This window comes from Streptomyces sp. MMCC 100 (assembly GCF_041538145.2).
Taxonomy (GTDB): domain Bacteria; phylum Actinomycetota; class Actinomycetes; order Streptomycetales; family Streptomycetaceae; genus Streptomyces.
In genome coordinates this window covers 3,664,530-3,685,136 of sequence record NZ_JBGORK020000001.1, presented here as the reverse complement: position 1 = coordinate 3,685,136, position 20,607 = coordinate 3,664,530, and the positions used below count along the sequence as shown (strand labels likewise).

Below are 20,607 nucleotides of genomic sequence, written 5' to 3'. Positions count from 1 at the left end.
CCAGCGGCGCCTTCAACGACCCCGTCCACGCATGGTCGACCAAGGGGTGCTGTGGGAAGGAAGCAGGCGAGCACGTTGCTGTGCCCGCGCTGCGAGAGGCAGCGGTCGGATGCTCGGTTGTCCAGAAGGTGGGAAATCGTGGAGGTTGGCCGGATCGCTGTGTTATGGATGAAATCAGGCTGAAGTCATGGGCGCGGTCCGCCTGGTGACGGGCCGTCTGGTAAAGGGCGAGGTCGGCACGGAGCGAATGCCCGTCGTCCCAGCCGCCCGCAGGGGCGATACGACCACGGCCCGATCGCGAACACCCAACGGCTGCCCGCCGGCGCGTCGTTCCGCAAGGGCAGCGCACCGCATCCGTGTCGGCGGGTGAAACCGAAGAGGTGTGGACCGACGTGTCCAGCCCCTGCGGCTACGCCCGCGTACACGGAACTTTCAGTAGTCCTGTGAGCCGTCGGGGGGCGTAGCAGGGGCGTGGGGCTCCAGGGTGCGGGAATGGACGCGTTGCAGGTGCATGTGGCGGGTGAGGCGAATGCCGGGTCGGATGAGGAGCTCGATGCTGCCGATGAGGAAGCACCAGGTACCGGCTGTGGCCCACTGCTCGGAGAAGAACATGATGCTGCCGGCGATGAACCACAGGGCGATGAGGACGTCGTTGGCGATACTGGCGGCTTCGTAGCGTCGCCCGATGACGAGCTCCTCGCGGCCCAGGTGGACGACCAGCGACGTGCCTTTCGCAGTGTTCCTCATGCCTCCACGTTACGGACGCTGCGGGCCGAAACGCGGAGGTGGGCGCTTGTGTCCGGGACGGTGCCCGGCGGTCGCCGTGGCCGGCTGCGCATACGCTCGCGCATCCGGTCGCGCTCCCCCTGTGCGGAGCGTCTCCCAGGGCTGCCCTCGCGTCGAGACCGTGGTCGCCGGCTCGATCGGGGGCCCGTGGGCCGCCTGGACTGCTAACCGCTGCTCGCGCGCACCACGAGCCGGTGGGGAATCACGATGTCGAGGGGTGGCACGGAGGAGGCCGGGCTGTATATGCGGTCGGCGAGGCACTGCAGGGCCCGCTCGGCGATCTGCCGCTTGTCCGGGACCACGGTCGTCAGCGGCGGATTGGCGTAGCGGCCGTCCTCGATGCCGTCGAAGCCCACGAAGGCCACTTCCTCCGGGACGCGCACCCCGCGCTGGTGGGCCACGTGCATGGCGCCGAGGGCGAGTTCGTCGGTGAACGCGAAGACCGCGTCCGGCCGAGCGCCGGCGTCCAGCAGAGCGGTCATCGCTTCCGCGCCGTCCTTGCGGTGCAAGGTCGTCACTGGCTGTTCCAGGGCGGGGTCCGGGTTCAGCCCGGCACGCCGCAGGGCGTTGCGGTATCCCTCCAGCCGCTGCTGGGCCGTCTCGTTCCGCAGGTGCGGTTGCGGGCCGATCGCCGCGACGCGTCGGCGCCCCGATTCGAGCAGATGGGTCGTCGCCTCGTCGGCCGCGAGGACATTGTCCACGGCGACACGGTCGGCGAGCCCGTGCGGCCGGCGTTCGCCCAGGAGCACGACGGGCACGTTACGGGACTGTCCGGTCAGCTCCTGCGGACCGAGGGCCCAGGGGCTGGTGATGAGGCCGTCGACCAGTCTGCCGCCGGTGCCCTCCAGCAGCCGCCGCTCCGCGTTCGGGTCCCCGGAGGTCTGGTCGATGACGACGGTCCATGATCGCTGTTGGGCGGCTTCGACGACCAGGGCCGCGAGTTCGCCGAAGTACGGTGAGTAGAGCTCGGGAATGGCCAGGCCGATCAGGCCGGTGCGGCCGGCGCGCAGGTTGCGGGCGGCGACGTTCGGCCGGTAACCCAGCTCGTCCAGCGCGGCCTGGACGCGTGCCCGGGTCTCCTCGGCCACGGACGCCGAGCCGCTGACGACATTGGAAACAGTGCGCGTCGACACCCCCGCGAGGGCGGCGACATCCTTCAGGCGACTACTCACAGCCGACATCCTCGCACGCCCCGGTGACGGTAACCAGAATCTTCCCGAAAGCTATTGCAACGTCGCATTCAACGTCGCAACATGGTCGCAGCCCACGCAGCCCACGCAGCGCAAGGAGGCGCACCATGAACGTGTCCGTTTTCCCCGGTGTCGACGTCGCCGCCCTGGACGTCGACGTGTCGGCGGACGTGGCAGCCCTGTACACGGACGGCATCACCGCACGCAAGGGCGCTTTCGCGCCCCAGTGGGCGGATCTGCTCGGCGAGGATGTGGCCAAGGCGTTCGAGGAGGCCCGCTCCCGGCCCGGCGGTGCGGTCGGCCGCGGACCGAACCGGTACTACGTCGAGATCCACCCCGAGCAGATCAGGGGCTTCGTGGAACTGGTCGACCATCCCTGGGTGCGCTCCCTGTGCACGGCGACACTCGGCCCCGACTACCGCATCGTGGAACTCGGCTTCGACGTCCCGCTCGAGGGCGCCGTGAACCAGCCCTGGCACCGCGACTTCCCCATACCCGAGGAGACCCGCCGCGAGCGGCGTCTCACCTCGCTCGCCTTCAACGTGACCACGGTGGACACCGAGGAGAACATGGGCCCTTTCGAGATCGCCCCGGGCACTCAGTGGGACGACAGCGAGGAGTTCGAGCACGGCATGTTCCCGCCCCGCTCGCACTACGACCGCTATGTCGAACGGGCGGTGCGCAAGTACCCGCGACGCGGTGACATCTCCGCACGGACGGCCCTGACCATCCACCGGGGCACGACCAACGACTCCGCCAAGTCCCGACCGGTGCTGGTCCTGGGCGTCGACGGGCCGGAGGCGACCAACGGCGACCGGCACGACACGGCCGTCACCCGCGCCTACTGGGAAACGCTCCCCGAGCGGGTGCGCCGCCACCTCGACTGCCCGGTCGTGGACGAACTGACGCCGGTGACGCAGATGCACACCATCGAAGGTCTGGTCATGGGCGATGCCTGAGGCCACCGCGGCCGTCGCCGAGGACACCAGCACCCGTTCGTCCGGCCGGCAGCCCGCCCAGGTCTACGCGGTCGCGGCGGTGTCCGCCCTGGGGGGTCTGCTCTTCGGCTACGACACGGGCATCATCTCCGGCACGCTGCTGTACCTGCGCGAGGAGCTCGGGCTGTCGTCGCGGGGGCAGGAGATCGTGGTCAGCGTGATCCTGGTCGGCGCGATGGTCGGCGCCCTGTGCTCCGGCCGGCTCGCCGGGCGCTTCGGACGACGCCGGGTGGTTCTGTGGGTGGCGGCGGTCTTCGCCGCGGGCGCCGTGGGGGCCGCCCTCGGACCTCCCGGCAGCTGGGAAGGCAGATGGTCCAGCCGCGCCCCGAGCCCGGCGCGATTCAGTGTCGCGGCACCATGAACACGATCGACTCGCCTGCCGGCCAACCACAGCGGCAGCGTGACGTTCCGCAGCACGACCAGCCCCACGTCCACACCGACCGTCGCCCGCTTCACGGCTGACTGCGTCGCTCGGCGGCGTCGAACGCGGGGGCGAGCGGGGCCAGCGCCGTGCGGAGTCGGTCGGGCAGTGAGCCGGAGGGCACGACCAGTCCTCCGGCGAAACTCTCGGCGCCCTCCGCCTTCCCGGCCGGCCGGAGCCAGCCTTCCAGCGCGATGCGCACCGCCGCGGTCACGCTCGCCGCAAGGACGCGGGCCGTGAGCGCTTCGGCGTCGCCCAGGCGTTCGGCGATCACCGCCGTGAGAGGGGGCTCGATGCCGGCGGTGGTATCGAGGAACGCGTCGCGCAGCGCGGTCCGGGTGGTGATCAGCAGCAGCGCCTGGTGCTCGTGCTCGCCGGTGTTCGTGTACTGCTCGACCACTGCCTCGGTGACGGTGTCGGCCAGGCGCACTCCTGCGGGCCGGGCTGCGACCGCCGCCGCGATGCGCGCCTCCCGGTCCGCGGTGACGGCGGAGACGATCGCCTGCTCGCGGCTGGCGAAGTAGTTGTTGTAGGTGCGTGGCGAGACCCCGGCCGCTTCGGCGATGTCCTCGACCCGCACCTGGTCCGGTCCGCGCTCCATGGCCAGGCGCAGGGCCGCTTCGCGCAGCGCCTCGCGCGTGGCCTGCTTCTTCCGTTCCCGCAGCCCTGGTGGTGGTGTCGTCACGGTGTCAGCGTTCCACACAGCTCTACGTACGCGCAAAATTGCGTGATACGTAAACTTGCGTGCACGCACGTTTCCTGTCAGCCTCGACCCGACCGGGACCGACAGAGAGGACGTCACCGTGCGAGCAAGAGGAATGACCTACGACACCGGATTCGTCGTGCACGGCCAGACATCCCGCGAGCACTTCGACCCCGCGGTGGTCCGGCGCGAGCTCGCCATCATCCGCGACGACCTGCACTGCAACGCGGTCCAGATCATCGGCGGCGACCCGGACCGACTGGAGTCGGCCGCCGGTGCCGCCGCCGAGCTCGGCCTGGAGGTCTGGTTCTCGCCCTATCCGCTGGAGCTGGATTCGGAGCAGATCCTCACACTCTTCCGTGACTGCGCCGAGCGAGCGGAACGGCTCCGGCAGCAGGGGGCCACAGTCGTGTTCGTCGCAGGGGTCGAGCTGAGCGTGATGAACCGCGGGTTCCTGCCCGGCGAGAGCCCCGAGGAGCGGGTCGAGCAGCTGATGAGCCGACCCGAAAGGCGCGCCGAAGCGATGCGCGAGCTCGGCGTGCGCATCAACGCATTCCTCCGCGAGGCCGCGGCCACGGTCCGCGAACGCTTCCAGGGCAGACTCACCTACGCATCCATCCAGTTCGAGCAGGTCGACTGGACTCCCTTCGACATGGTGACGTTCGAGCTGATCCGCTCCGCCGAGGTCGCCGATCGGTTCCGGGACGCGGTGCGCACCCTGGCCCAAGGCCCGAAGCCGCTCGCCGTCACCGGGTTCGGCACCGCGGCCTACCGCGGCGCGGGAGACCGCGGTGGACGGGTGCTGGAAGTGGTCGATCACGACCCGGAGACCAAGGCCCCGGTACGGCTGAACGGCACGTACGAGCGTGACGAGGCCGGCCAGGCCGCCTATCTGAGCGAACTGCTGGAGATCTTCGAAACCGAGGGCGTGGACAGCGCGTTCGTGTTCCTGTTCGCCTTGCCTGGCTACCCGCACCGCCCGGACGGCGACCCCAGGGACGACTTGGACCGGGCGGGCCTTGGCATCGTCAAACTCCTCGAAGAGCGCCGGGGAGAGACCTACCCCGACATGGCATGGGAGCCCAAGGCCGCCTTCACGGCAGTGGCGCAGCGGTATCGGAGGTGACAGGCCCCGAGCACGGTGACCACGCCTCGGGATCTGACCGCGGCGCCGTGCAGATCCCGAGCGGAATGGAAGCGGTACTGGAAGCGGCGTTCACCGAACTCGCCGCAGCCCTCGCGCCGGTCTGCCGACGCCGCGACCCGCGGACAACGGAGTGTCGCACCTGCGCGGACCAAAAATGCGCTGTTCCTGGGCAGTCGATGTGCCCAGAGGTCGGCACCGATGTCCGGTCCAGCTGAGGCCGTGGGTTCGGGGTCAGTGGCCCATCATGGCGGTGGGGTCCGTGGGCTTGACCTTCTTGCGGGGCAGCAGCGCAGCGGGAACAAGACACACGGCGACGAGGATGGCCGCCACCAGGAACACCGAGGCGAACGCGTCACCCATCTGGGAACGCACCTCGTCGGGGGAGGTCGCGGTGATGTCCTTGAGTCCGTTGGTGAGGAGCACCGAGAACAGAGCGGTACCGATCGAGGCGGCCACCTGCTGGACGATGTTCATCAGGGTCGATCCGCGGGCGACCGTGTGGTCCTTGAGGGTGGCCAGCGCCGACGCCATGATCGGCATCATCGAGGCACCCATTCCGAGACCCATCACGAAGAGCGCGGTGATGACATAGGCGTAGGAGGTGCCGGCGCTGAGCTGTGTGAACATGCCCATGCCGACCGTGATCACCAGGATGCCGGTCAGCACGATCTTGCCGGGGCCGATGCGGTCGGCGAGCATCCCGGCGATCGGCATGGTGATCATTGCGCCGATGCCCTGCGGGGCGAGAAGCACTCCGGAGTCGAGCGCCGACTCCCCGCGCACCTGCTGGAAGTAGAGCGGGAACAGCAGGCTGGCACCGAAGAACGCCATGGCGAACAGCGACATCGCGATCACGGCGATGCTCATGTCCCGGTTGAGGAAGAGCCTGAGGTCGATCAGCGGGTGGATGTTGCGCCGCTGCAGCGCCCAGGGGACGAACGCGCCGAGGAGAACCAGACCGATGACGGCGGGCACGAGGACCTTGGCAGCCCAGACCGTGCCGGTCTCCGGGATGGACGAGACGCCGTACAGGAAGGTCGCCAGTCCCGGGGAGAGCATGAGCATGCCCGGCCAGTCGAAGGTCTCGGACGGCTCCACACGGTCCTTGGGCAGGACGATCGCGGCATAGACCAGAGCTATCGCGCCGACCGGCAGGTTGATCAGGAAGATCCAGTGCCAGGAGGCGACGTCGATCAGCCAACCGCCCAGGATGGGGCCGAAGATCGGGCCCAGCAGCATGGGGATACCGAGTACGGCCATCACCCGGCCGACCCTCTCGGGGCCTGCCGCGCGCGTCAGGATCGTCATGCCGAGTGGCATCAGCATGCCGCCGCCCAGACCCTGGAGGACCCGGAACGCGACCAGCATCTCAAGGGAATTGGCGGCCGCACACAGCGCGGAACCGGCCGCGAACAAGGTGATCGCGAGCAGGTAGAGCCGTTTGGTCCCGAACCTGTCGGCGGCCCAGCCGGTGAGCGGGATGACGCTCGCCAGCGCCAGCGTGTAGCCGGTCATGGTCCAGGCCACCTGGGCAGAGGTCGCCTCGAACTCCTTCTGGAACGTCTGCAGTCCGACCGAGACCACCGTGATGTCCAGGATCGACATGATCCCGCCGAGCACGATCACTCCTGCGACGAGGAGGACCTTGCTGTCGAGCTTGTCGCGGGCTTTGCCCTCCGGAGAGCTGGGGTCGATCCGTTGCGACGTGGTCATTACTCAACCTTTCGAAGAAGGAGACGGAACCACACCAAGCCACTTGGCCGCCGGCCCCCCTCGCCCGGCGTCTCCGGGCGGCGGCGACTGTGCCGCACTCCGGCAGAGGCGGAGAAGGGCTCCGCACTCCACCGGACGGCCTGAATCCGGCCGAGGAGCGGGGCGCGACCGGCCGCACCGGCGGTCGGGATCCATGCGATCCGTTGTGGAACACTAACGCTACTTCCCCAGCCGTGAGGCTCCGCCGGAGACCCTGTCTCAGGAAGCGTGTGCGGACTTGATCGACAGGCTCGCGGACGCCGGACTGGACGGCGTTGCCTCGCCTGGGGGCGTGGCGAGGGTGAGCAGGACTGCGATGGTCCAGGCCGCCGAGTACCAGGCGCTGTTGACATGCAGCCTGAAGTGGGTGGCTGGCCCGTCGGCTGACGCGGGGTCGATCAGCTCGGCCCGTTGCTCGCGCTCGAGCCGGCCCGCACCTTCGACTCAGGTCACAGGCCCGGCACACATCGCGGCTTCATACATGGTCCACAGGTAAGTCTCACGGAAATACAGGGCTCATGGGCGAGTGTCACGGTCATGAACGCACATCGTCCCCGTACCCCCGCCGCCGAGCGTACCCGCCGCTGGTTCATGAACCGATCGCTGCTGCTCGGCGGTGCCGCCGCCGTGGCGAGCATGACCGGCTGCTCCGCCGGGTCGTCCGATGCGACCGACTCCGCGTCCGGCGCCGCGCAGAGCGGGATGCCGTCCGGCGGGCCCGGCGGCGCCGGAGGCATGGGTCCCGGTGCCACCGAGGTGAAGTACGCCGACTTCAAGGGTGTCACCACCGACGGGAAGGCCGTCGACGACCTTTTCTCGATCCACTCCACCGGTGTCTCGACGGATGCCGTGGTGAAGGCCGCGCAGGCGTTCCTGGACGGACTCAGCGCCAAGGTGCGCCGGGCATCCGTGTTCGACGTGGACGACGACGAGTGGCTGGCCTGGAGCAACGTCGACGGCTACGAGCGCGAGGGTGCCCGCATGGGCGACCTGACCGACAAGCAGCGGAACCTCGGGTACGCGCTGCTCGGAACGGCGCTGTCCGCCGACGGACTGACCCAGACCCGCAACATCATGAAACTCAACGCCTTCCTCGGCGACTACAACGGGGGCGGCAAGGAGACGCTGACCGAGGGGCACTACTACTTCACTTTCATGGGCACCCCGTCCACGACCAAGCCCTGGGGCTTCCAGTACGAGGGCCACCACGTGGCCATCAACTACTTCGTTCTCGGCGACCAGGTCGTCATGTCCCCGACCTTCATGGGCTCGGAGCCGACCTCGGCCACCTACAACGGTGAGAAGATCACCCTCTTCAAGCCGGAGACCAAGGCTGGTCTGGAGATGCTGCGGTCCCTGACCCCGGCACAGCGCAAGAAGGTGATCTCCGTCGACGAGAAGGGCGGCACCGACATGGTGGCCGGCGTCGGCCAGGACAACCTGAAGCTGGCCTACCAGGGCCTGGCCGCCAAGGAGTTCACCTCCGCCCAACGGCAGAAGCTGCTCGACCTGGTCGGCGTCTACGTCGGCTACATGGACGACGGTCACGCCTCGGTGAAGATGACGGAGGTGGAGGAGCACCTCGACGACACGCACTTCTACTGGATCGGCGAGACCAAGGATTCGTCCGCGTTCTACTACCGGGTACACAGCCCGGTCGTACTCATCGAGTACGACGCCCAGTCCCCGCTGGCCTACGGCGAGAACGCCCAGATGGGCGCCGGCGGCCCGCCCAGCGGCATGCCGAGCGGCCAGCCGAGCGGGATGCCCAGCGGTGGTCCAGGCGGTGGTGGCGGCATGGGCGGCACCCCCACCCAGCAGCACATCCACACCATCATCCGCACGCCCAATGGCGGCGATTACGGCGTGGACCTGCTCAAGCTCCACCTGGAGACCGACCACTGAGGCATGTCTCGCACCGCCTCACAACCAGTCCCGCACTCACGGTGGCGGCCCGCTGCACCCCGGGTACGTGCGGCCCTTCGCAAGCCCGGGGCAGGGTCTACCGGAAGGTCGACAGGTTGCGCTCGACCCACTCGCCGAAGGACCTGGCCGGACGGCGCAGGACGTTCTCCACGTCGGGGCTGATCACCTGCTCGGCCGGCAGTGGGAGGCCGAGGACGTCCAGGGTGCCGTCGATGACTTCTTCGGGCATGAACTGCGCCATGTGGGCGTGGGCCTGTTCGCGGGACAGTTCCACGAAGGTGACTTCCTCGCCCAGCGCCCGGGAGATCACTGCGGCCTGCCGGCGCGGGCTGACGGCCTCGGGCCCGGTGAGTTCGTACGTACGGCCCGCGTGCCGCGCGACCGCCTCAAGGCCCTGGTCGAGGCCTGGGTCGACCAGCGCGAGGTCGCCGCCCGATACGGCTGCCCCACCGGCACCCTGGCCGTCGAACTCGACAAACGCGCCGACGGGACCCTCGATGCAGAGGCCGGCACGGTGATACGGCGCCTGCTGGAGTGGACCGGACACCAGTTCCGCGCCCTGGGTATGCCCGACCCGGACGACCTCGCCGTCGCCCTCGTCTCCGCCTATCAGGGCATGTCGCTCCTGGCCAACGCTCTGCACGACCCGGACATCATGGCCCGCCAGGGAGCCCGCCTCCTCCACTGGCTCGACTCCCTCGAGGACCCGCACCGGACCACCTGATCCGGAGGGCGCTCATCGGCCGGACTCGCCCGCCCCCATCTCCGTGGTCGGCCCACTTCGATTCGCCCAGGATGTCCTGAAGCATCAGGGTGTTCACGTAGACCAGGACGGACGGACCGGCCCAGGTCGCCCCTGGGGCAATACCGGAAGGCCGATCGGGCGGATCCCTCGGTAGCAGTCCGGCCGTCTTCGGCGTCACCTTGTCGAACGCCCCGTCAGCAGCCGGTGGCGCAGGCCGGCGTCGTCGACGCGGTCGAAGGCCTGCGCGTAGCGGGCGGTGAGAGCGACGGTGACGGGTGCCCGCATCGGCCGAGGCCGGGGCGATGCCGGCGTCGATTGCGCGGCCGGCGCTGTCGCGGAGGGTCTCGGTGAGGTCGTGATGCAGGCGAGTGCCCCCGGTCGGCCCCGGGCGCTTGGGTCGGCCCCGGCGCGCGAGAGTGACCCAGGCCGATCCCTGACACTTCTCAGCGATCAGGTGCCGGCCGGGCGCAGCGAACTCGTCAGGCCGCGAGGCCGTCGCTTTCGGTCGGCTCGTCCTGAGCCATCAGGCCGGCCACCCACAACGGCATCAACCAGTGCACCACAAGGACCGCGATGACCACCGGCGCCGCATACGCCGTGGGGGCGTTGCCGTCGGCCGCACCCGCGACCAACAGGCCGACGGCGGTTGCGGCAAGGAGCAGGGTCGTGGTCCGGTGGGCGCGGGCTTGCACTCGGGAGCGTTCGGCGGACTGACGCTCGTCCAGTGCTCGTTCGCGCAGTTCGAGCAGACCACGGGTGGCCGCATTGATTGCCCCGGTCGCGACCATCCACGGCAGCAGCAGCACCGCCACGGCGACGAAGGGCCAGACCGGTTCGCCCTGCGCGAGGTAGGGGTAAGTCATCAGCCCGCCGATGGCCGCGGTCAGCACCAGGTGCGCGCCGACGACCAGGCGCCGACGGGCGGCCGTGGCGTACAGCGGCAGGCCTCGGCGGTCGTTCATCAGCCGCAGCATGCTGCGGTCGTAGCGCGTCAGCCGTGTCGTTGTCATGACGTCTTCCTCCCGTAGAACTCATCCGTGAGCGGCCGGAACGGTTCGAGGGAGAACAGCACCTCCACCGGCAACTCGAAGAACTTCGCGAGCTTCAGTGCCAGGTCGAGGCTCGGGTTGTACTGCCCCCGCTCGATGTATCCGATGGTCTGGTAGTGCGCCCCCACCGCCTCGGCCAGGCGCTGCCGCGACACCTTCCGTTCGGCGCGCACCACGGCCAGCCTGTTGTGCACCTGCTCACTCATGTATAAGAAGTACTACATACAGAAGGAGGACTGCAACTTCAGCGCCTTTGATGGTGTTGCGGGTGATCGCGAGGAACGGATTGGTGTCACTTCTCGGTCAGTTGCTGGATGGCCTTGAGTGCCTGACCCGCTCCGTTCTCGGTCGCCAGATGTTGCGCGGCCCTTGCGGCGGCTCGGCTGTGTGCCTGCTGCTTCACTACTTGGCCGAGTGAGTCGGCAAGCCGTTCGGCGGTGAGGGACCGGAAGGGTATCGGGTCGGTGGCGGCGCCGAGGGCGGCGAGTCGCCTGGCCCAGAATGGCTGGTCTGCGGTCACCGGGACGGTGACCGCGGGCACTCCGGCGCGCAACGCGGCGGCCGAGGTCCCGGCCCCGCCGTGGTGGACCACCGCGGCCAGCCGGGGAAGCAGAAGGGCGTGCGGTACGTCTCCGATGGTGAGCACGTCGTCCCCGTCGGCGGTCAGCCCGGCGCTGCCGGCTTGGAGGATGCCGCGCAGCCCGGCGCGGCGCAGGGCTCGTACAGCGATCTCGCTCAGCCGTTCTCCGTCGCCGGACGCCATGCTGCCGAAGCCGATGAGGACGGGCCGGGGTCCGGCGGACAGGAAGTCCTCGAGTTCGGTAGGCAGCCGTTCGGCCGCATCGTGATGGGGCCACCAGTTGCCTGTGACTTCCAGGCCGGGGCGCCAGTCGGAGGGACGGGGCACCAGGGCTGTGCTGAAGCCGTGCAGGATGGGCCAGTTCGCCTGTTCCTGTCGTCGACGCGTCTCCGAAGGTGAGGCCGGGGGCAGCCGGAGGCGGAGGCGCAGTTCTGTGACCGCCTGTTCGTAGACGCGGTCGGCCATGCGCAGTGCGATGCGTCCGGTTGCCCGGTTCGCGAGACGGCCCAGCGAGCGGGAGCCTGTGACGACGGGCGGGAAATCACCGGTCGGTGCGGTGGGCTGGAGGTACACGCCGAGGCTCGGGGTGCCCGTGGCCTCGGTGAGGTGCCAGCCGAGCGGGGCCGTGGTGGTCGACAGCAGGAGCAGGTCCGCGCCATCGTCCATCGCGTCGGCGAAGCCCTGGCCCAGTTCGGTAGTGAACGCGGCAGCGGTACGCATCAGTTCACGCTTGTCTGTGCCGCCGCCACGCACCCGTGTGTCGGAGGGAAGGCTGCGGAATTCCAGCCCTGCGTCGCGCACGAGGGGCGCGAAGGCGTCTGTGGCGGCGAGGGCGACGTCGTGTCCGGCCCGGCGCAGTTCGGCACCCAGGCCCGTGTAGGGCGCGACGTCGCCGCGTGATCCGGCGGCGGCGATCAGAATTCTCATCGGTCCTCCTTGGAATCGGAACCGCCACATGCGTGGCGGGCCGCGTTGGCGTGGACCGCCCTGTACATGTAGGCGGCCAGGCCCGGGCGTTGCTGCGAAGGCGGTACGACCAGAGCGAAGGCGCGCGGGTCGGCGACGAAGTCGTCCGCGATCCGCCGATGCATGTCGGACGGGCAGGCGGTGAACCAGCGTGCGATGTGCAAGCGGTGCTCTTCGGCGAGGTCCATGGCCCGCTCGCCGTCGCTCGGCTCCCCCTCGTCGAAGGCGGCGAGCAGCTCGGCGCGCCAGGCGGATGCCTCGCCCATGAGCCGGCGCCAGTCCTCCTTGGTGTGGGCGTCTGCGCGCGCCATCGCCTCACGCTGTCCCTCCGAGTGCGCCCACTTCAGCTCCGCCTCGGTGGCATAACTCAGGTCGAAGGCGACCTCACCGAAGACCTCGAAGCGTTCTTGGGGAGTCAGAGACACGCCGGTCTTCTGGACTTCGATCGCCCGTTCCGCCACCTCGGCCAGCCGCTGCAGCCTGACGATCTCCTCACTCAGCCGCCGCTGCCGGGCCCGGAGCCGCTCTAGCGGGTTCACCTGCGGATCCTTGAAGATCGCGGCGATCTCGTCGAGGGCGAAGCCGAGTTCGCGGTAGAAGAGGATCTGCTGGAGACGGACCAGGTCGGCCTCACTGTAGAGCCGGTAACCGGCGTGGCTGCGGTCACTGGGCGAAAGCAGTCCCGCCTTGTCGTAGTGATGCAGTGTCCGCACCGTCACCCCGGCGAAGGCCGAGACCTGCCCCACGGAGTAGCTCATCCACCTGCCCTTTCGTTGGTCCACATCCTCAAGCCTGACGTAAGGGGAGGGTCAACTCGCGCTCGCTGGGCGTCGGAGTGAAGACGGAGAGGTCTCGCGGCGCGCTGGTCGGTCTTCGACCGCGAGCCGGCCGGCGCGGGAGCAGATGGTCGGCCGGACGTGCTGTTGTTGCGGAGCTGCCGGCGGAAGGTGGGAAGACACGGGCGTGTGCACCGGTCTCTGCCTGATCCGATGCTCACCCGCCGCGGTGCCGGGCAACCGCAACGACTGCGGGGCGTGGGATCTGACGGATCGAAGGCCGCCGTCGCCCCTGGTTCTGGGGCTGCCTGCCGCGGGCGCAAATTCGGGGGGCCTCAGCGCTGTGCGGAGAACTTCGCGATCATCTCCGGTGCGATCCAGCCCCGATCTTCGAACTGGTCGACTACGGCGTCGTCGGCGACCTCTGCGACGTCGTCCCGCATCTCACCGAGGAAGTCAACACCCGCAAGGGCTGACGCAGCCGAGCCGCCCAGCCAGGCCGTCGCATGCGGCTCAGCCTCCCGTGGTCCCCTCGCGCTGCCCCGTCCGCCGGCGTAGCCCGCCGAGCATCGGCATGGTCAGGCCCGCGAAGAGGAACAGCACGGCGAGCCCGCTCAGTGCGGGGCTGACCGCCTCCTCGGCGTCGAGGGGCCAGTGGTTGCCGAGTGCCGAGAAGACGATGTGGGACCCCTTGGACATCGTGTACCCGACGCCCAGGGCGGCCGCGACGGCGCACACGGCGAAGCCGGCGCCGGTCCAGGGACGAGTCGTCCAGCTGCGGCGGGCGGTGCGGGCGCACATGAAGACGAGCTCACCGCAGGTGACCAGGACGTAGGAGAGGTAGATGAGCAGGTAGGCGGCCACGGCCGCGGGTGATGCAGGGCTCTCCGGGTGCAGAACGCGGTCACGATCACGCCCGCCACAGTGCAGGAGCCGAAGATTATGCCGTCCACTCAAGCACCCACGCTTTTCGCCAACGACGGAAGCACCCTGCTGGTCCACGTCGCCCGGTCCGACCCCCGTTCGGAATCGGGCATCGTCCTCCGGTCTGCCCGGTGGCCCGGACGTGACCGCCTAGTAGCTGTCGTAGCTCGGCTCACCGTTCGGCCGGTAGACGCCGACGACGGTGCCGCCCTTCGTCGTCGAGACACTGACCGGTTCCAGCGCGGTGGGGATCGCTCCGTCGGCGAACAGCCGCTTGCCGGTGCCGATGATCACCGGGTGGATGGTGAGCCGGTACTCGTCGACGAGGCCGTGACGCATGAGGGTCTGGGCGAGGTCGCCGCTGCCGACGACGTTGACGTTGCCTCCGTCGGACGCCTTCAGTTCGCGTACGGCAGCGACGACGTCGCCCTCCAGCAGCGTGGAGTTCTGCCACTCGACGGACGTCAGGGTCCTGGACGCCACGTACTTGTGCATGCTGTTCATCCGCTGGGTGAACGGGTTCTCGGGATCGGCGGTCGGCCAGTACGAGGCGAAGATGTCGTACGTCTTGCGGCCGAGCAGCATCGCGTCGGAGTGCTCGTACCAACCGGCGATGGCCGTGCCGACCTCGTCGTCGTCCACCGGCTTCTGCCAGCCCCCGTGCTCGAAGCCGCTCTCGGCGTCCTCGTCCGGACCGCCCGGCGCCTGCATGACACCGTCCAGCGTCAGGAACGTGCAGATGATGACCTTGCGCATGATGCGCTCCCTTCGTCAACGGGTAGACCGCACCACCGCCGAAAACTCATCTCGCGTCAGGCCCTGAGCGTCGCGGCCGTCGCACACGGGATCCCGCAGGCCGCACCCTCACCGGTGCGTCGGAGCCGCCGCTTTCGTGCCGCCGTCCGTCCTGGTCCGGTACCCGCCGGTGTTCCGACACGTCGGTGGCGAGGCGGTACTCCACGGTCACGTCGCGGTAGTCCTGCCCGGGGGCCACCCGATGGGGAAGATTGGTCCGCTCGGCGTGGGAGACCGACTCGCGCGCTCCGGTACCGGGGAAGGAGACCCTCGTCCGTGGCGCCTCCTCGAAACGCAGACGGTCGCCGCTGACGACTGCGTCGAAGGAGATGGCCGGGCCGGAACCCGCGGGGCCGCCGCCGGAGGCTTCAGCCGTCGGAAGCGGCGGCGCGTCCGTTCACGGCGGCTCGCCGCGCTCCTTGTCCTCCCGGTGCCGTACGGGTCGCCTCGCCCCGGACTCGTCGTCCGGCATGCGGCGCCGCCGAGTGCCGGAGCGTCCACCGGTCTCCCTCGCCGCCTCCCCGAGGCCTGCCTCCTTCGAGGTGCGTCGCACGCTTCGCTCGGCAGCCCGTCGGGGCTCCCGAGCCGCGTCGTCCGCGGCCTCGCCGGCCTTGCCCGCCGCCCCGCCCACCTCGCCGACAGCTCCTCCCGCATTCCCTCCGACGGCCTCAACGGCCTCCCCGGCGCCCTGCGCGATCTCTCCGACGGCCTCACCGGTGCTGCCGCCGATGTCCTCGACCGCGGATCCGGCCCCCTCTCCGACGTCCCGCACGGCGGTCTCGGTGCCCCGGCCCACGTCGTGCACGGCCGACCCGACGCCGCGGGCCAGGTCCTCCAGAATCTGCGGATTGCGGTCGAGCGTGGTGAGAACCCGGTTGATGATCAGCGCGACGTTGTCCAGCCGGACCTTGAGCCGGGCCTGTGCCTCGACTCCGGAGAGGCCGAGATGGACCTGGCCGAGCGCGACGTCGGCGCCCACGTTCAGTTTGAGCAGGTCCAGCACCTCGGCCTGGAGGGACACCCGGGCCCGCAGGTTCTCCACGTCGAGGTCGAGCTCATCGACCTTGAGCTGGGGGACGTCCAGAAAGACGTCGGGGCCGTGGTCCTCCGAGGACCTTCCCGACGTCGAATCGTCGTCCCGGACCGCAGTGTCTTCGTATGCCGCCCCGTCGTCGAACTGCTCGGCCCCGTCGTCGTAGACCGCATCGTCGTACGGCTCCGGCTCCTCCGTGGCGTCCGTCGTGTGGTCGCCGTCGTTCTCGGCGTGCTGCTCCATCGCTGCGCCTCCGCGAACTCGCCCCTTCGAAACTTCATCCCATTTACCCCAGTATGGCGCGATCGGGGTCGATGGATCCGAATTCAGTCCCCGGAGCACCGCAGCGGGGCTCCGCCGCTCCGGGAGCCGGGACGGCAGTCATGGCACAGAAGCGATGGGACGCGCGCCGCCACGGCGTGCCGACCACCGCACGGTCCGCCGAGAGGTCGCGGCAGAAGCGTCAGGCGTCGGTGACCGTCGTGGTCACCGGTGTGCCGGTCTCGACGGTCCTGCTCACGGTACAGAGACGGTCATGAGAAGCCTTGACCGCGCGGGGCAGGATCGCGCGGGCGCGCTCCGCTCCCTCGCCGTCCGGGAAAGCCACGGTGAACGCGACCTCGAGGTTCGTCATGCGGTTGCCCTGGTCGTCGCTGACCTTGTCTCCCGTGACCGTCACGGAGAACCGGGCGGGCTCTGCGTGACGGCCGGTGGCGACATCGACGTCCACAGCCGTGCAGCCGCCGATCGCGGCCAGGAACAACTCGACGGGGGTGAACCCGGTGTCCTGACCGCTGTCCGGGGACGTACCGAAACTGATCGATCCGCCGCGGGTGTTGGTCGCCACGAACCGGCCGCTGCCGGTACGTTCGACGACGACGGAACGTTCCGAGTCTTCGCTCATGTCACTTACATTAGCCACTCCGACGCACCGGTCCACGGCGCCGGACCGGCTCACCGTGGGGTGATGCGCATTCCTGCCGCGGTTCGCGGAAACACGCGCGTATCGACTCCGTCTAGGGAGCAGTCCGCGCCTGCTGAAAGCCGGGGTGCGGATCAGCACCGACCGGTTTCCCCGCCGGCGGCCCACAGGTGAGCGGCGACGGCCGGGTCGGCCATGTGCGGCGGGGGGCTCACGGCGCGGTTTGCCGCGCAGTTCGGATCGCATCACCGCCGACAGACGACCGGCGCCCCTCCGGACCGCTGCCCCACCACCGACGCAGCGGTCCACGGAGCAGGACGACCCGGGCCTCAGTCCACCGTCAGGACGATCTTGCCGGTGGTGCGGCCCTGCTCGCCGATCGAGCTGGACCAGATCGACACCAGCCTCGCGCCCGGCCGGATTCCCGCGATCGCGGCCATGACCTCGGGTGGCAGCGGGCCCCCGCGGCCCAGCTCGGGCATGATCCCCGGGTCAAGGTCGACGAGGAGGTCTTGTTCGTCGACGACGGCGACGTGCTGACGTCCGCGGGCGTGGCCGCAGGCGTCGACCTGTGCCTGCACATGATCCGCCGGGACCATGGTGCGGCCGCCGCGAACCGGACCGCCCGCATGTGCGTCGTACCGCCGTGGCGGGCCGGGGGGGCAGGCCCAGTACATCGACCGTCCCATCCCGGACCCCACCGTCGCCGGCACCACCGACACGCGCGCCTGGGGTCTGGAGCACCTCGGGGAGCCGTTGTCCGTGGCACGGCTCGCCGAGCATGCCCGGATGAGCCTGCGCTCCTTCAGCCGCCGGTTCCGCGACGAGGTCGGCATGACTCCGGTGCAGTGGCTCACCGCCCAACGCCTGGAACTGGCCAAGCAACTGCTGGAGACGACCGACCTGCCCGTCGATCTGGTCGCCCACCGGTCCGGTTTCGGCTCCGCCAACTCCCTGCGGGCCCACATGAGATCCACCTTCGGCGTCTCACCCGCCGCCTACCGCCGCAGCTTCAGCTCGCGCGTCGACGTCGGCGCATAGGCGCGGTGCGCGCCACGGGCCTCACGCGGCCGCGGTCTTCGCGGGTTTCGACGCACGCAGGCGCGACGGCGCGTTCACCGTGCCGGCCACCGACCTCAAGGCTGACGTACGGAATTTCGCACCTGGTTCGGGAAGCCGGTCAGACCGTAAAGCTGTGTCACGGACCCGTCGACGCTCTCGACGCACCGGACGATGGGCGCACCGGAAGATGCCGGGTGCATTGACGGCCCGTTGACGCCGGAACTATGGTCTCGACGATTTCACGAACAGCGTTCGAAATAGCGAACCACAGGTCTTCCGCCCGCCCTGCCCCTTCACGGTGAACGCAAAGGTGGTTTCATGTCCGCTCCCCTCAGCAGAAGGCGCGTGCTCCAGTTCGCCGGGACGACGGCCGCCGCGACCGCCGTCGGTCCTCTCGCCGGCAGCTCCCCCGCCCACGGAGCGGTCCTCCCGCCGGCCCGGACCGACATCGGGGCACTGGTCTTCCCCTTCGACCTCGGTCGGGTCCGGCTGACATCGAGCAGGTGGCTGGACAACCAGAACCGCACAGAGGCGTATCTGCGGTTCGTCGACGTCGACCGGCTCCTGTACAACTTCCGCGCCAACCATCACCTGTCCACGAACGGCGCCGCCGCCACCGGCGGTTGGGAGGCTCCCGACTTCCCCTTCCGCAGCCACGTGCAGGGCCATTTCCTCACCGCCTGGGCGCAGGCGTACGCCGTGACCGGTGACACCGCCTGCCGGGACAAGGCCCTGTACATGGTGGCCGAGCTGGCCAAGTGCCAGGCCAACAACGACGCCGCGGGCTTCGGCGCCGGGTACCTCTCCGGCTACCCCGAGTCGGACTTCGCCGCCCTGGAGTCCGGGACGCTGAGTAACGGCAACGTGCCGTACTACACGATCCACAAGACCCTCGCCGGTCTGCTGGACGTGTGGCGGCACCTCGGCAGCACCCAGGCCCGTGACGTACTGCTCGCCCTGGCGAGCTGGGTCGACCGGCGCACCGGCCGGCTGAGCACCGCCCAGATGCAGGCCGTCCTGGGCACCGAGTTCGGCGGCATGAACGCCGTCCTGACCGATCTCTGCCAGCAGACCGGCGACGCGCGATGGCTCGCCGTCGCCCAGCGGTTCGACCACGCCGCGGTCTTCGACCCGCTGGCGGCGAACCAGGACCGGCTGGCCGGGCTGCACGCCAACACGCAGGTGCCGAAGTGGATCGGGGCCGTGCGCGAGTACAAGGCCACCGGCACGACGCGCTACCGGGACATCGCCGCCAACGCCTGGAACATGTGCGTCACCACCCACACCTACGCCATCGGCGGCAACAGCCAGGCGGAGCACTTCCGCGCCGCGAACGCCATCGCCGCGCACCTGGCGGACGACACCTGTGAGAGCTGCAACACCGTCAACATGCTCAGTCTCACCCGGGAGCTGTTCGCGCTGACGCCGGACCGGGCCGAGCTGTTCGACTACTACGAGCAGGCGTGGCTCAACCACATGATCGGCCAGCAGAACCCGGCCGACCCGCACGGCCACGTCACCTACTTCACCCCGCTGAAGCCGGGCGGCCGACGCGGTGTGGGTCCGGCGTGGGGCGGCGGCACCTGGAGCACCGACTACACCACCTTCTGGTGCTGCCAGGGCACCGGTCTCGAGATGCACACGCGGCTGATGGACTCCGTCTACTTCCACGACGGCGGCACCACCCTGACCGTGAACCTGTTCGTCCCGTCGGTCCTCACCTGGACCCGGCGCGGCATCACCGTCACGCAGACCACCTCGTACCCGGCGAGCGACACCACGACGCTGCGGGTCACCGGCAACGCGGGCGGCACCTGGGCGATGCGCATCCGCATCCCCGGCTGGACCACCGGTGCCGTCATCAGCGTCAACGGCGTCACGCAGAACGTCACCGCCACCCCCGGGACCTACGCGACCGTCGACCGCGCCTGGGCCTCCGGGGACACCGTCACCGTCCGTCTGCCGATGCGCACCGTCGTACGGCCCGCCAACGACAACCCGGGCGTCGGTGCCGTCACCCACGGCCCGGTCACCCTGTCCGGAAACTACGGGGACACCACCCTCTCCTCCCTCCCTTCCCTGGACGTCGCCTCGATCAGGCGGGCCGGTTCCACCGCGCTCTCCTTCACCGCCACCGCGAACGGCGCCACCGTGGATCTCGGTCCGTTCCACGACGCCCACGGGCACAATTACACCGTCTACTGGAACACCGGCGGCCTCCCCTCCGTCCGCATCGCCGACGCCGCCGGCGGTCTGGTGCTCGGCATCCAGGACATGTCCACCGCCGACGGCGGCCGTGCCCTGCTCTGGTCCGACTCCGGGACCGCCGACCACGACTGGGAGATGGTGCCCGACGCGGGCGGCACCCATCGCTTGCGCAACGTCCACAGCGGCAAGGTGCTCGGCGTGCTCGACATGTCCACGACCGACGGCGCCACCGTGCTGCAGTGGACGGACAACGGCACCGCCGACCACCGGTGGACGCTCCACGACCAGGGCGACGGCACCTGCACGATCCGCAACGCCCACAGCGGGAAGCTGCTCGCCGTCCAGAACGACTCCCCAGCGGTCGGCGCCTTCGTCGTCCAGGACGCGGACGACGGTACGGCCGACAACCGCTGGCGCATCGTGCGCTGAGCCGGTGTTCCTCCGCCGCTCCACCGTGCTCGGCGGTCGCTCTCCGGGCCCGGATCGGTCCCGTGCGACGCAGGTACGGGCCGCGGGCGGCAGTGAGTAGGGCACCTCCTGTCACCGGCTCGGCGCGCTCGCCGAGAACCCGGCCGGATAGCATGCACACCGCTCCGGGGAAGGGCCCCGGACGGGTGTGCTTTC

Annotated in this window: 20 protein-coding genes and 1 pseudogene; 7 read left to right on the top strand and 14 right to left on the bottom strand. The window is 69.7% G+C overall.

Going from position 1 to position 20,607, the window contains the following annotated elements; all coding sequences use genetic code 11:
* Positions 1–432: 432 nt before the first annotated feature.
* Both ABS735_RS17205 and ABS735_RS17200 read right to left on the bottom strand, forming a co-directional pair.
* Positions 433–747: a YrhK family protein gene (locus ABS735_RS17205; RefSeq protein WP_373905290.1), complete on the bottom strand. Its 315-nt coding sequence runs from the start codon at positions 745–747 to the stop codon at positions 433–435.
* Between the two features lie 203 nt (positions 748–950).
* Positions 951–1,958, bottom strand: coding sequence for a LacI family DNA-binding transcriptional regulator (locus ABS735_RS17200; RefSeq protein WP_373905291.1), 1,008 nt, complete (start codon positions 1,956–1,958; stop codon positions 951–953).
* 125 nt (positions 1,959–2,083) lie between these two features.
* On the opposite strand from ABS735_RS17200, the gene ABS735_RS17195 reads away from it, so the two are divergent.
* Both ABS735_RS17195 and ABS735_RS17190 read left to right on the top strand, forming a co-directional pair.
* On the top strand, positions 2,084–2,935 hold the full coding sequence (locus tag ABS735_RS17195; protein ID WP_373905292.1) for a phytanoyl-CoA dioxygenase family protein: 852 nt from the start codon (positions 2,084–2,086) through the stop codon (positions 2,933–2,935).
* Positions 2,928–3,335 (top strand): MFS transporter, encoded by a 408-nt coding sequence (locus ABS735_RS17190; RefSeq protein WP_373905293.1) that lies wholly within the window; start codon positions 2,928–2,930, stop codon positions 3,333–3,335. Before ABS735_RS17195 ends, ABS735_RS17190 begins: the two co-directional genes overlap by 8 nt.
* 91 nt (positions 3,336–3,426) lie before the next feature.
* Here ABS735_RS17190 and ABS735_RS17185 read toward each other — a convergent pair whose 3' ends face one another.
* A complete protein-coding gene (locus ABS735_RS17185; protein WP_373905294.1) occupies positions 3,427–4,080 on the bottom strand; it encodes a TetR/AcrR family transcriptional regulator in 654 nt (217 codons plus the stop codon).
* 133 nt (positions 4,081–4,213) lie between these two features.
* Between ABS735_RS17185 and ABS735_RS17180 the strand changes: the two genes are divergently transcribed.
* A complete protein-coding gene (locus ABS735_RS17180) occupies positions 4,214–5,224 on the top strand; it encodes a hypothetical protein (protein WP_373906194.1) in 1,011 nt (336 codons plus the stop codon).
* A 252-nt stretch (positions 5,225–5,476) separates the two neighbouring features.
* Here ABS735_RS17180 and ABS735_RS17175 read toward each other — a convergent pair whose 3' ends face one another.
* Positions 5,477–6,958, bottom strand: a complete 1,482-nt coding sequence (locus ABS735_RS17175; protein WP_373905295.1) for a DHA2 family efflux MFS transporter permease subunit — start codon at positions 6,956–6,958, stop codon at positions 5,477–5,479.
* Positions 6,959–7,534: 576 nt separating this feature from the next.
* On the opposite strand from ABS735_RS17175, the gene ABS735_RS17170 reads away from it, so the two are divergent.
* Positions 7,535–8,902, top strand: coding sequence for a DUF3500 domain-containing protein (locus ABS735_RS17170; RefSeq protein WP_373905296.1), 1,368 nt, complete (start codon positions 7,535–7,537; stop codon positions 8,900–8,902).
* Between the two features lie 97 nt (positions 8,903–8,999).
* On the opposite strand, the gene ABS735_RS17165 is transcribed toward ABS735_RS17170, so the two are convergent.
* On the bottom strand, positions 9,000–9,197 hold the full coding sequence (locus ABS735_RS17165) for a hypothetical protein (protein WP_476755836.1): 198 nt from the start codon (positions 9,195–9,197) through the stop codon (positions 9,000–9,002).
* A 96-nt stretch (positions 9,198–9,293) separates the two neighbouring features.
* On the opposite strand from ABS735_RS17165, the gene ABS735_RS17160 reads away from it, so the two are divergent.
* Positions 9,294–9,647, top strand: coding sequence for a TetR family transcriptional regulator C-terminal domain-containing protein (locus ABS735_RS17160; protein WP_476755835.1), 354 nt, complete (start codon positions 9,294–9,296; stop codon positions 9,645–9,647).
* 500 nt (positions 9,648–10,147) lie between these two features.
* Here the strand turns inward: ABS735_RS17160 and ABS735_RS17155 are convergent, their stop codons facing one another.
* The 9 genes from ABS735_RS17155 to ABS735_RS17115 form a co-directional block, all read right to left on the bottom strand.
* Positions 10,148–10,678, bottom strand: coding sequence for a hypothetical protein (locus ABS735_RS17155; RefSeq protein WP_373905298.1), 531 nt, complete (start codon positions 10,676–10,678; stop codon positions 10,148–10,150).
* The gene (locus ABS735_RS17150) at positions 10,675–10,923 is read right to left on the bottom strand and encodes a helix-turn-helix transcriptional regulator (RefSeq protein ID WP_373905299.1); all 249 of its coding nucleotides are present in this window, start codon (positions 10,921–10,923) and stop codon (positions 10,675–10,677) included. Before ABS735_RS17150 ends, ABS735_RS17155 begins: the two co-directional genes overlap by 4 nt.
* 86 nt (positions 10,924–11,009) lie before the next feature.
* Positions 11,010–12,224, bottom strand: a complete 1,215-nt coding sequence (locus ABS735_RS17145) for a glycosyltransferase (RefSeq protein WP_373905300.1) — start codon at positions 12,222–12,224, stop codon at positions 11,010–11,012.
* Positions 12,221–13,021, bottom strand: coding sequence for a MerR family transcriptional regulator (locus tag ABS735_RS17140; RefSeq protein ID WP_373905301.1), 801 nt, complete (start codon positions 13,019–13,021; stop codon positions 12,221–12,223). Before ABS735_RS17140 ends, ABS735_RS17145 begins: the two co-directional genes overlap by 4 nt.
* Positions 13,022–13,552: 531 nt before the next feature.
* Complete coding sequence (locus ABS735_RS17135) at positions 13,553–13,903, bottom strand: hypothetical protein (protein WP_373905302.1); 351 nt, start codon at positions 13,901–13,903, stop codon at positions 13,553–13,555.
* 210 nt (positions 13,904–14,113) lie between these two features.
* Positions 14,114–14,719 carry a dihydrofolate reductase family protein gene (locus tag ABS735_RS17130; RefSeq protein ID WP_373905303.1) on the bottom strand — a complete coding sequence of 202 codons (606 nt, stop codon included), beginning with the start codon at positions 14,717–14,719 and terminating at the stop codon, positions 14,114–14,116.
* A gap of 436 nt (positions 14,720–15,155) precedes the next feature.
* Positions 15,156–16,034 carry a hypothetical protein gene (locus ABS735_RS17125; RefSeq protein WP_373905304.1) on the bottom strand — a complete coding sequence of 293 codons (879 nt, stop codon included), beginning with the start codon at positions 16,032–16,034 and terminating at the stop codon, positions 15,156–15,158.
* Positions 16,035–16,254: 220 nt separating this feature from the next.
* Positions 16,255–16,695, bottom strand: coding sequence for an OsmC family protein (locus ABS735_RS17120; RefSeq protein WP_373905305.1), 441 nt, complete (start codon positions 16,693–16,695; stop codon positions 16,255–16,257).
* A 347-nt stretch (positions 16,696–17,042) separates the two neighbouring features.
* A complete protein-coding gene (locus ABS735_RS17115; protein ID WP_373906233.1) occupies positions 17,043–17,294 on the bottom strand; it encodes a hypothetical protein in 252 nt (83 codons plus the stop codon).
* Between ABS735_RS17115 and ABS735_RS17110 the strand changes: the two are divergent.
* Together ABS735_RS17110 and ABS735_RS17105 are read left to right on the top strand one after the other, a co-directional pair.
* Positions 17,199–17,754, top strand: a pseudogene (locus ABS735_RS17110) (GlxA family transcriptional regulator); the annotation flags it as partial. The gene ABS735_RS17115 and the pseudogene ABS735_RS17110 overlap by 96 nt on opposite strands.
* Before the next feature lie 339 nt (positions 17,755–18,093).
* Positions 18,094–20,412: a beta-L-arabinofuranosidase domain-containing protein gene (locus ABS735_RS17105; protein WP_373905306.1), complete on the top strand. Its 2,319-nt coding sequence runs from the start codon at positions 18,094–18,096 to the stop codon at positions 20,410–20,412.
* The last annotated feature ends 195 nt before the right edge of the window (positions 20,413–20,607 follow it).

What these genes read in the sequence shown, in the direction of transcription:
- ABS735_RS17190 (WP_373905293.1), top strand. Translation starts at nt 2,928, where the DNA reads ATGCCTGAGGCCACCGCGGCCGTCGCCGAGGACACCAGCACCCGTTCG.
- ABS735_RS17155 (WP_373905298.1), bottom strand. Translation starts at nt 10,678, where the DNA reads ATGACAACGACACGGCTGACGCGCTACGACCGCAGCATGCTGCGGCTG.
- ABS735_RS17145 (WP_373905300.1), bottom strand. Translation starts at nt 12,224, where the DNA reads ATGAGAATTCTGATCGCCGCCGCCGGATCACGCGGCGACGTCGCGCCC.
- ABS735_RS17125 (WP_373905304.1), bottom strand. Translation starts at nt 16,034, where the DNA reads ATGGAGCAGCACGCCGAGAACGACGGCGACCACACGACGGACGCCACG.
- ABS735_RS17180 (WP_373906194.1), top strand. Translation starts at nt 4,214, where the DNA reads ATGACCTACGACACCGGATTCGTCGTGCACGGCCAGACATCCCGCGAG.
- ABS735_RS17140 (WP_373905301.1), bottom strand. Translation starts at nt 13,021, where the DNA reads ATGAGCTACTCCGTGGGGCAGGTCTCGGCCTTCGCCGGGGTGACGGTG.
- ABS735_RS17170 (WP_373905296.1), top strand. Translation starts at nt 7,535, where the DNA reads ATGAACGCACATCGTCCCCGTACCCCCGCCGCCGAGCGTACCCGCCGC.
- ABS735_RS17105 (WP_373905306.1), top strand. Translation starts at nt 18,094, where the DNA reads ATGTCCGCTCCCCTCAGCAGAAGGCGCGTGCTCCAGTTCGCCGGGACG.
- ABS735_RS17205 (WP_373905290.1), bottom strand. Translation starts at nt 747, where the DNA reads ATGAGGAACACTGCGAAAGGCACGTCGCTGGTCGTCCACCTGGGCCGC.
- ABS735_RS17130 (WP_373905303.1), bottom strand. Translation starts at nt 14,719, where the DNA reads ATGCGCAAGGTCATCATCTGCACGTTCCTGACGCTGGACGGTGTCATG.
- ABS735_RS17195 (WP_373905292.1), top strand. Translation starts at nt 2,084, where the DNA reads ATGAACGTGTCCGTTTTCCCCGGTGTCGACGTCGCCGCCCTGGACGTC.
- ABS735_RS17150 (WP_373905299.1), bottom strand. Translation starts at nt 10,923, where the DNA reads ATGAGTGAGCAGGTGCACAACAGGCTGGCCGTGGTGCGCGCCGAACGG.
- ABS735_RS17120 (WP_373905305.1), bottom strand. Translation starts at nt 16,695, where the DNA reads ATGAGCGAAGACTCGGAACGTTCCGTCGTCGTCGAACGTACCGGCAGC.
- ABS735_RS17175 (WP_373905295.1), bottom strand. Translation starts at nt 6,958, where the DNA reads ATGACCACGTCGCAACGGATCGACCCCAGCTCTCCGGAGGGCAAAGCC.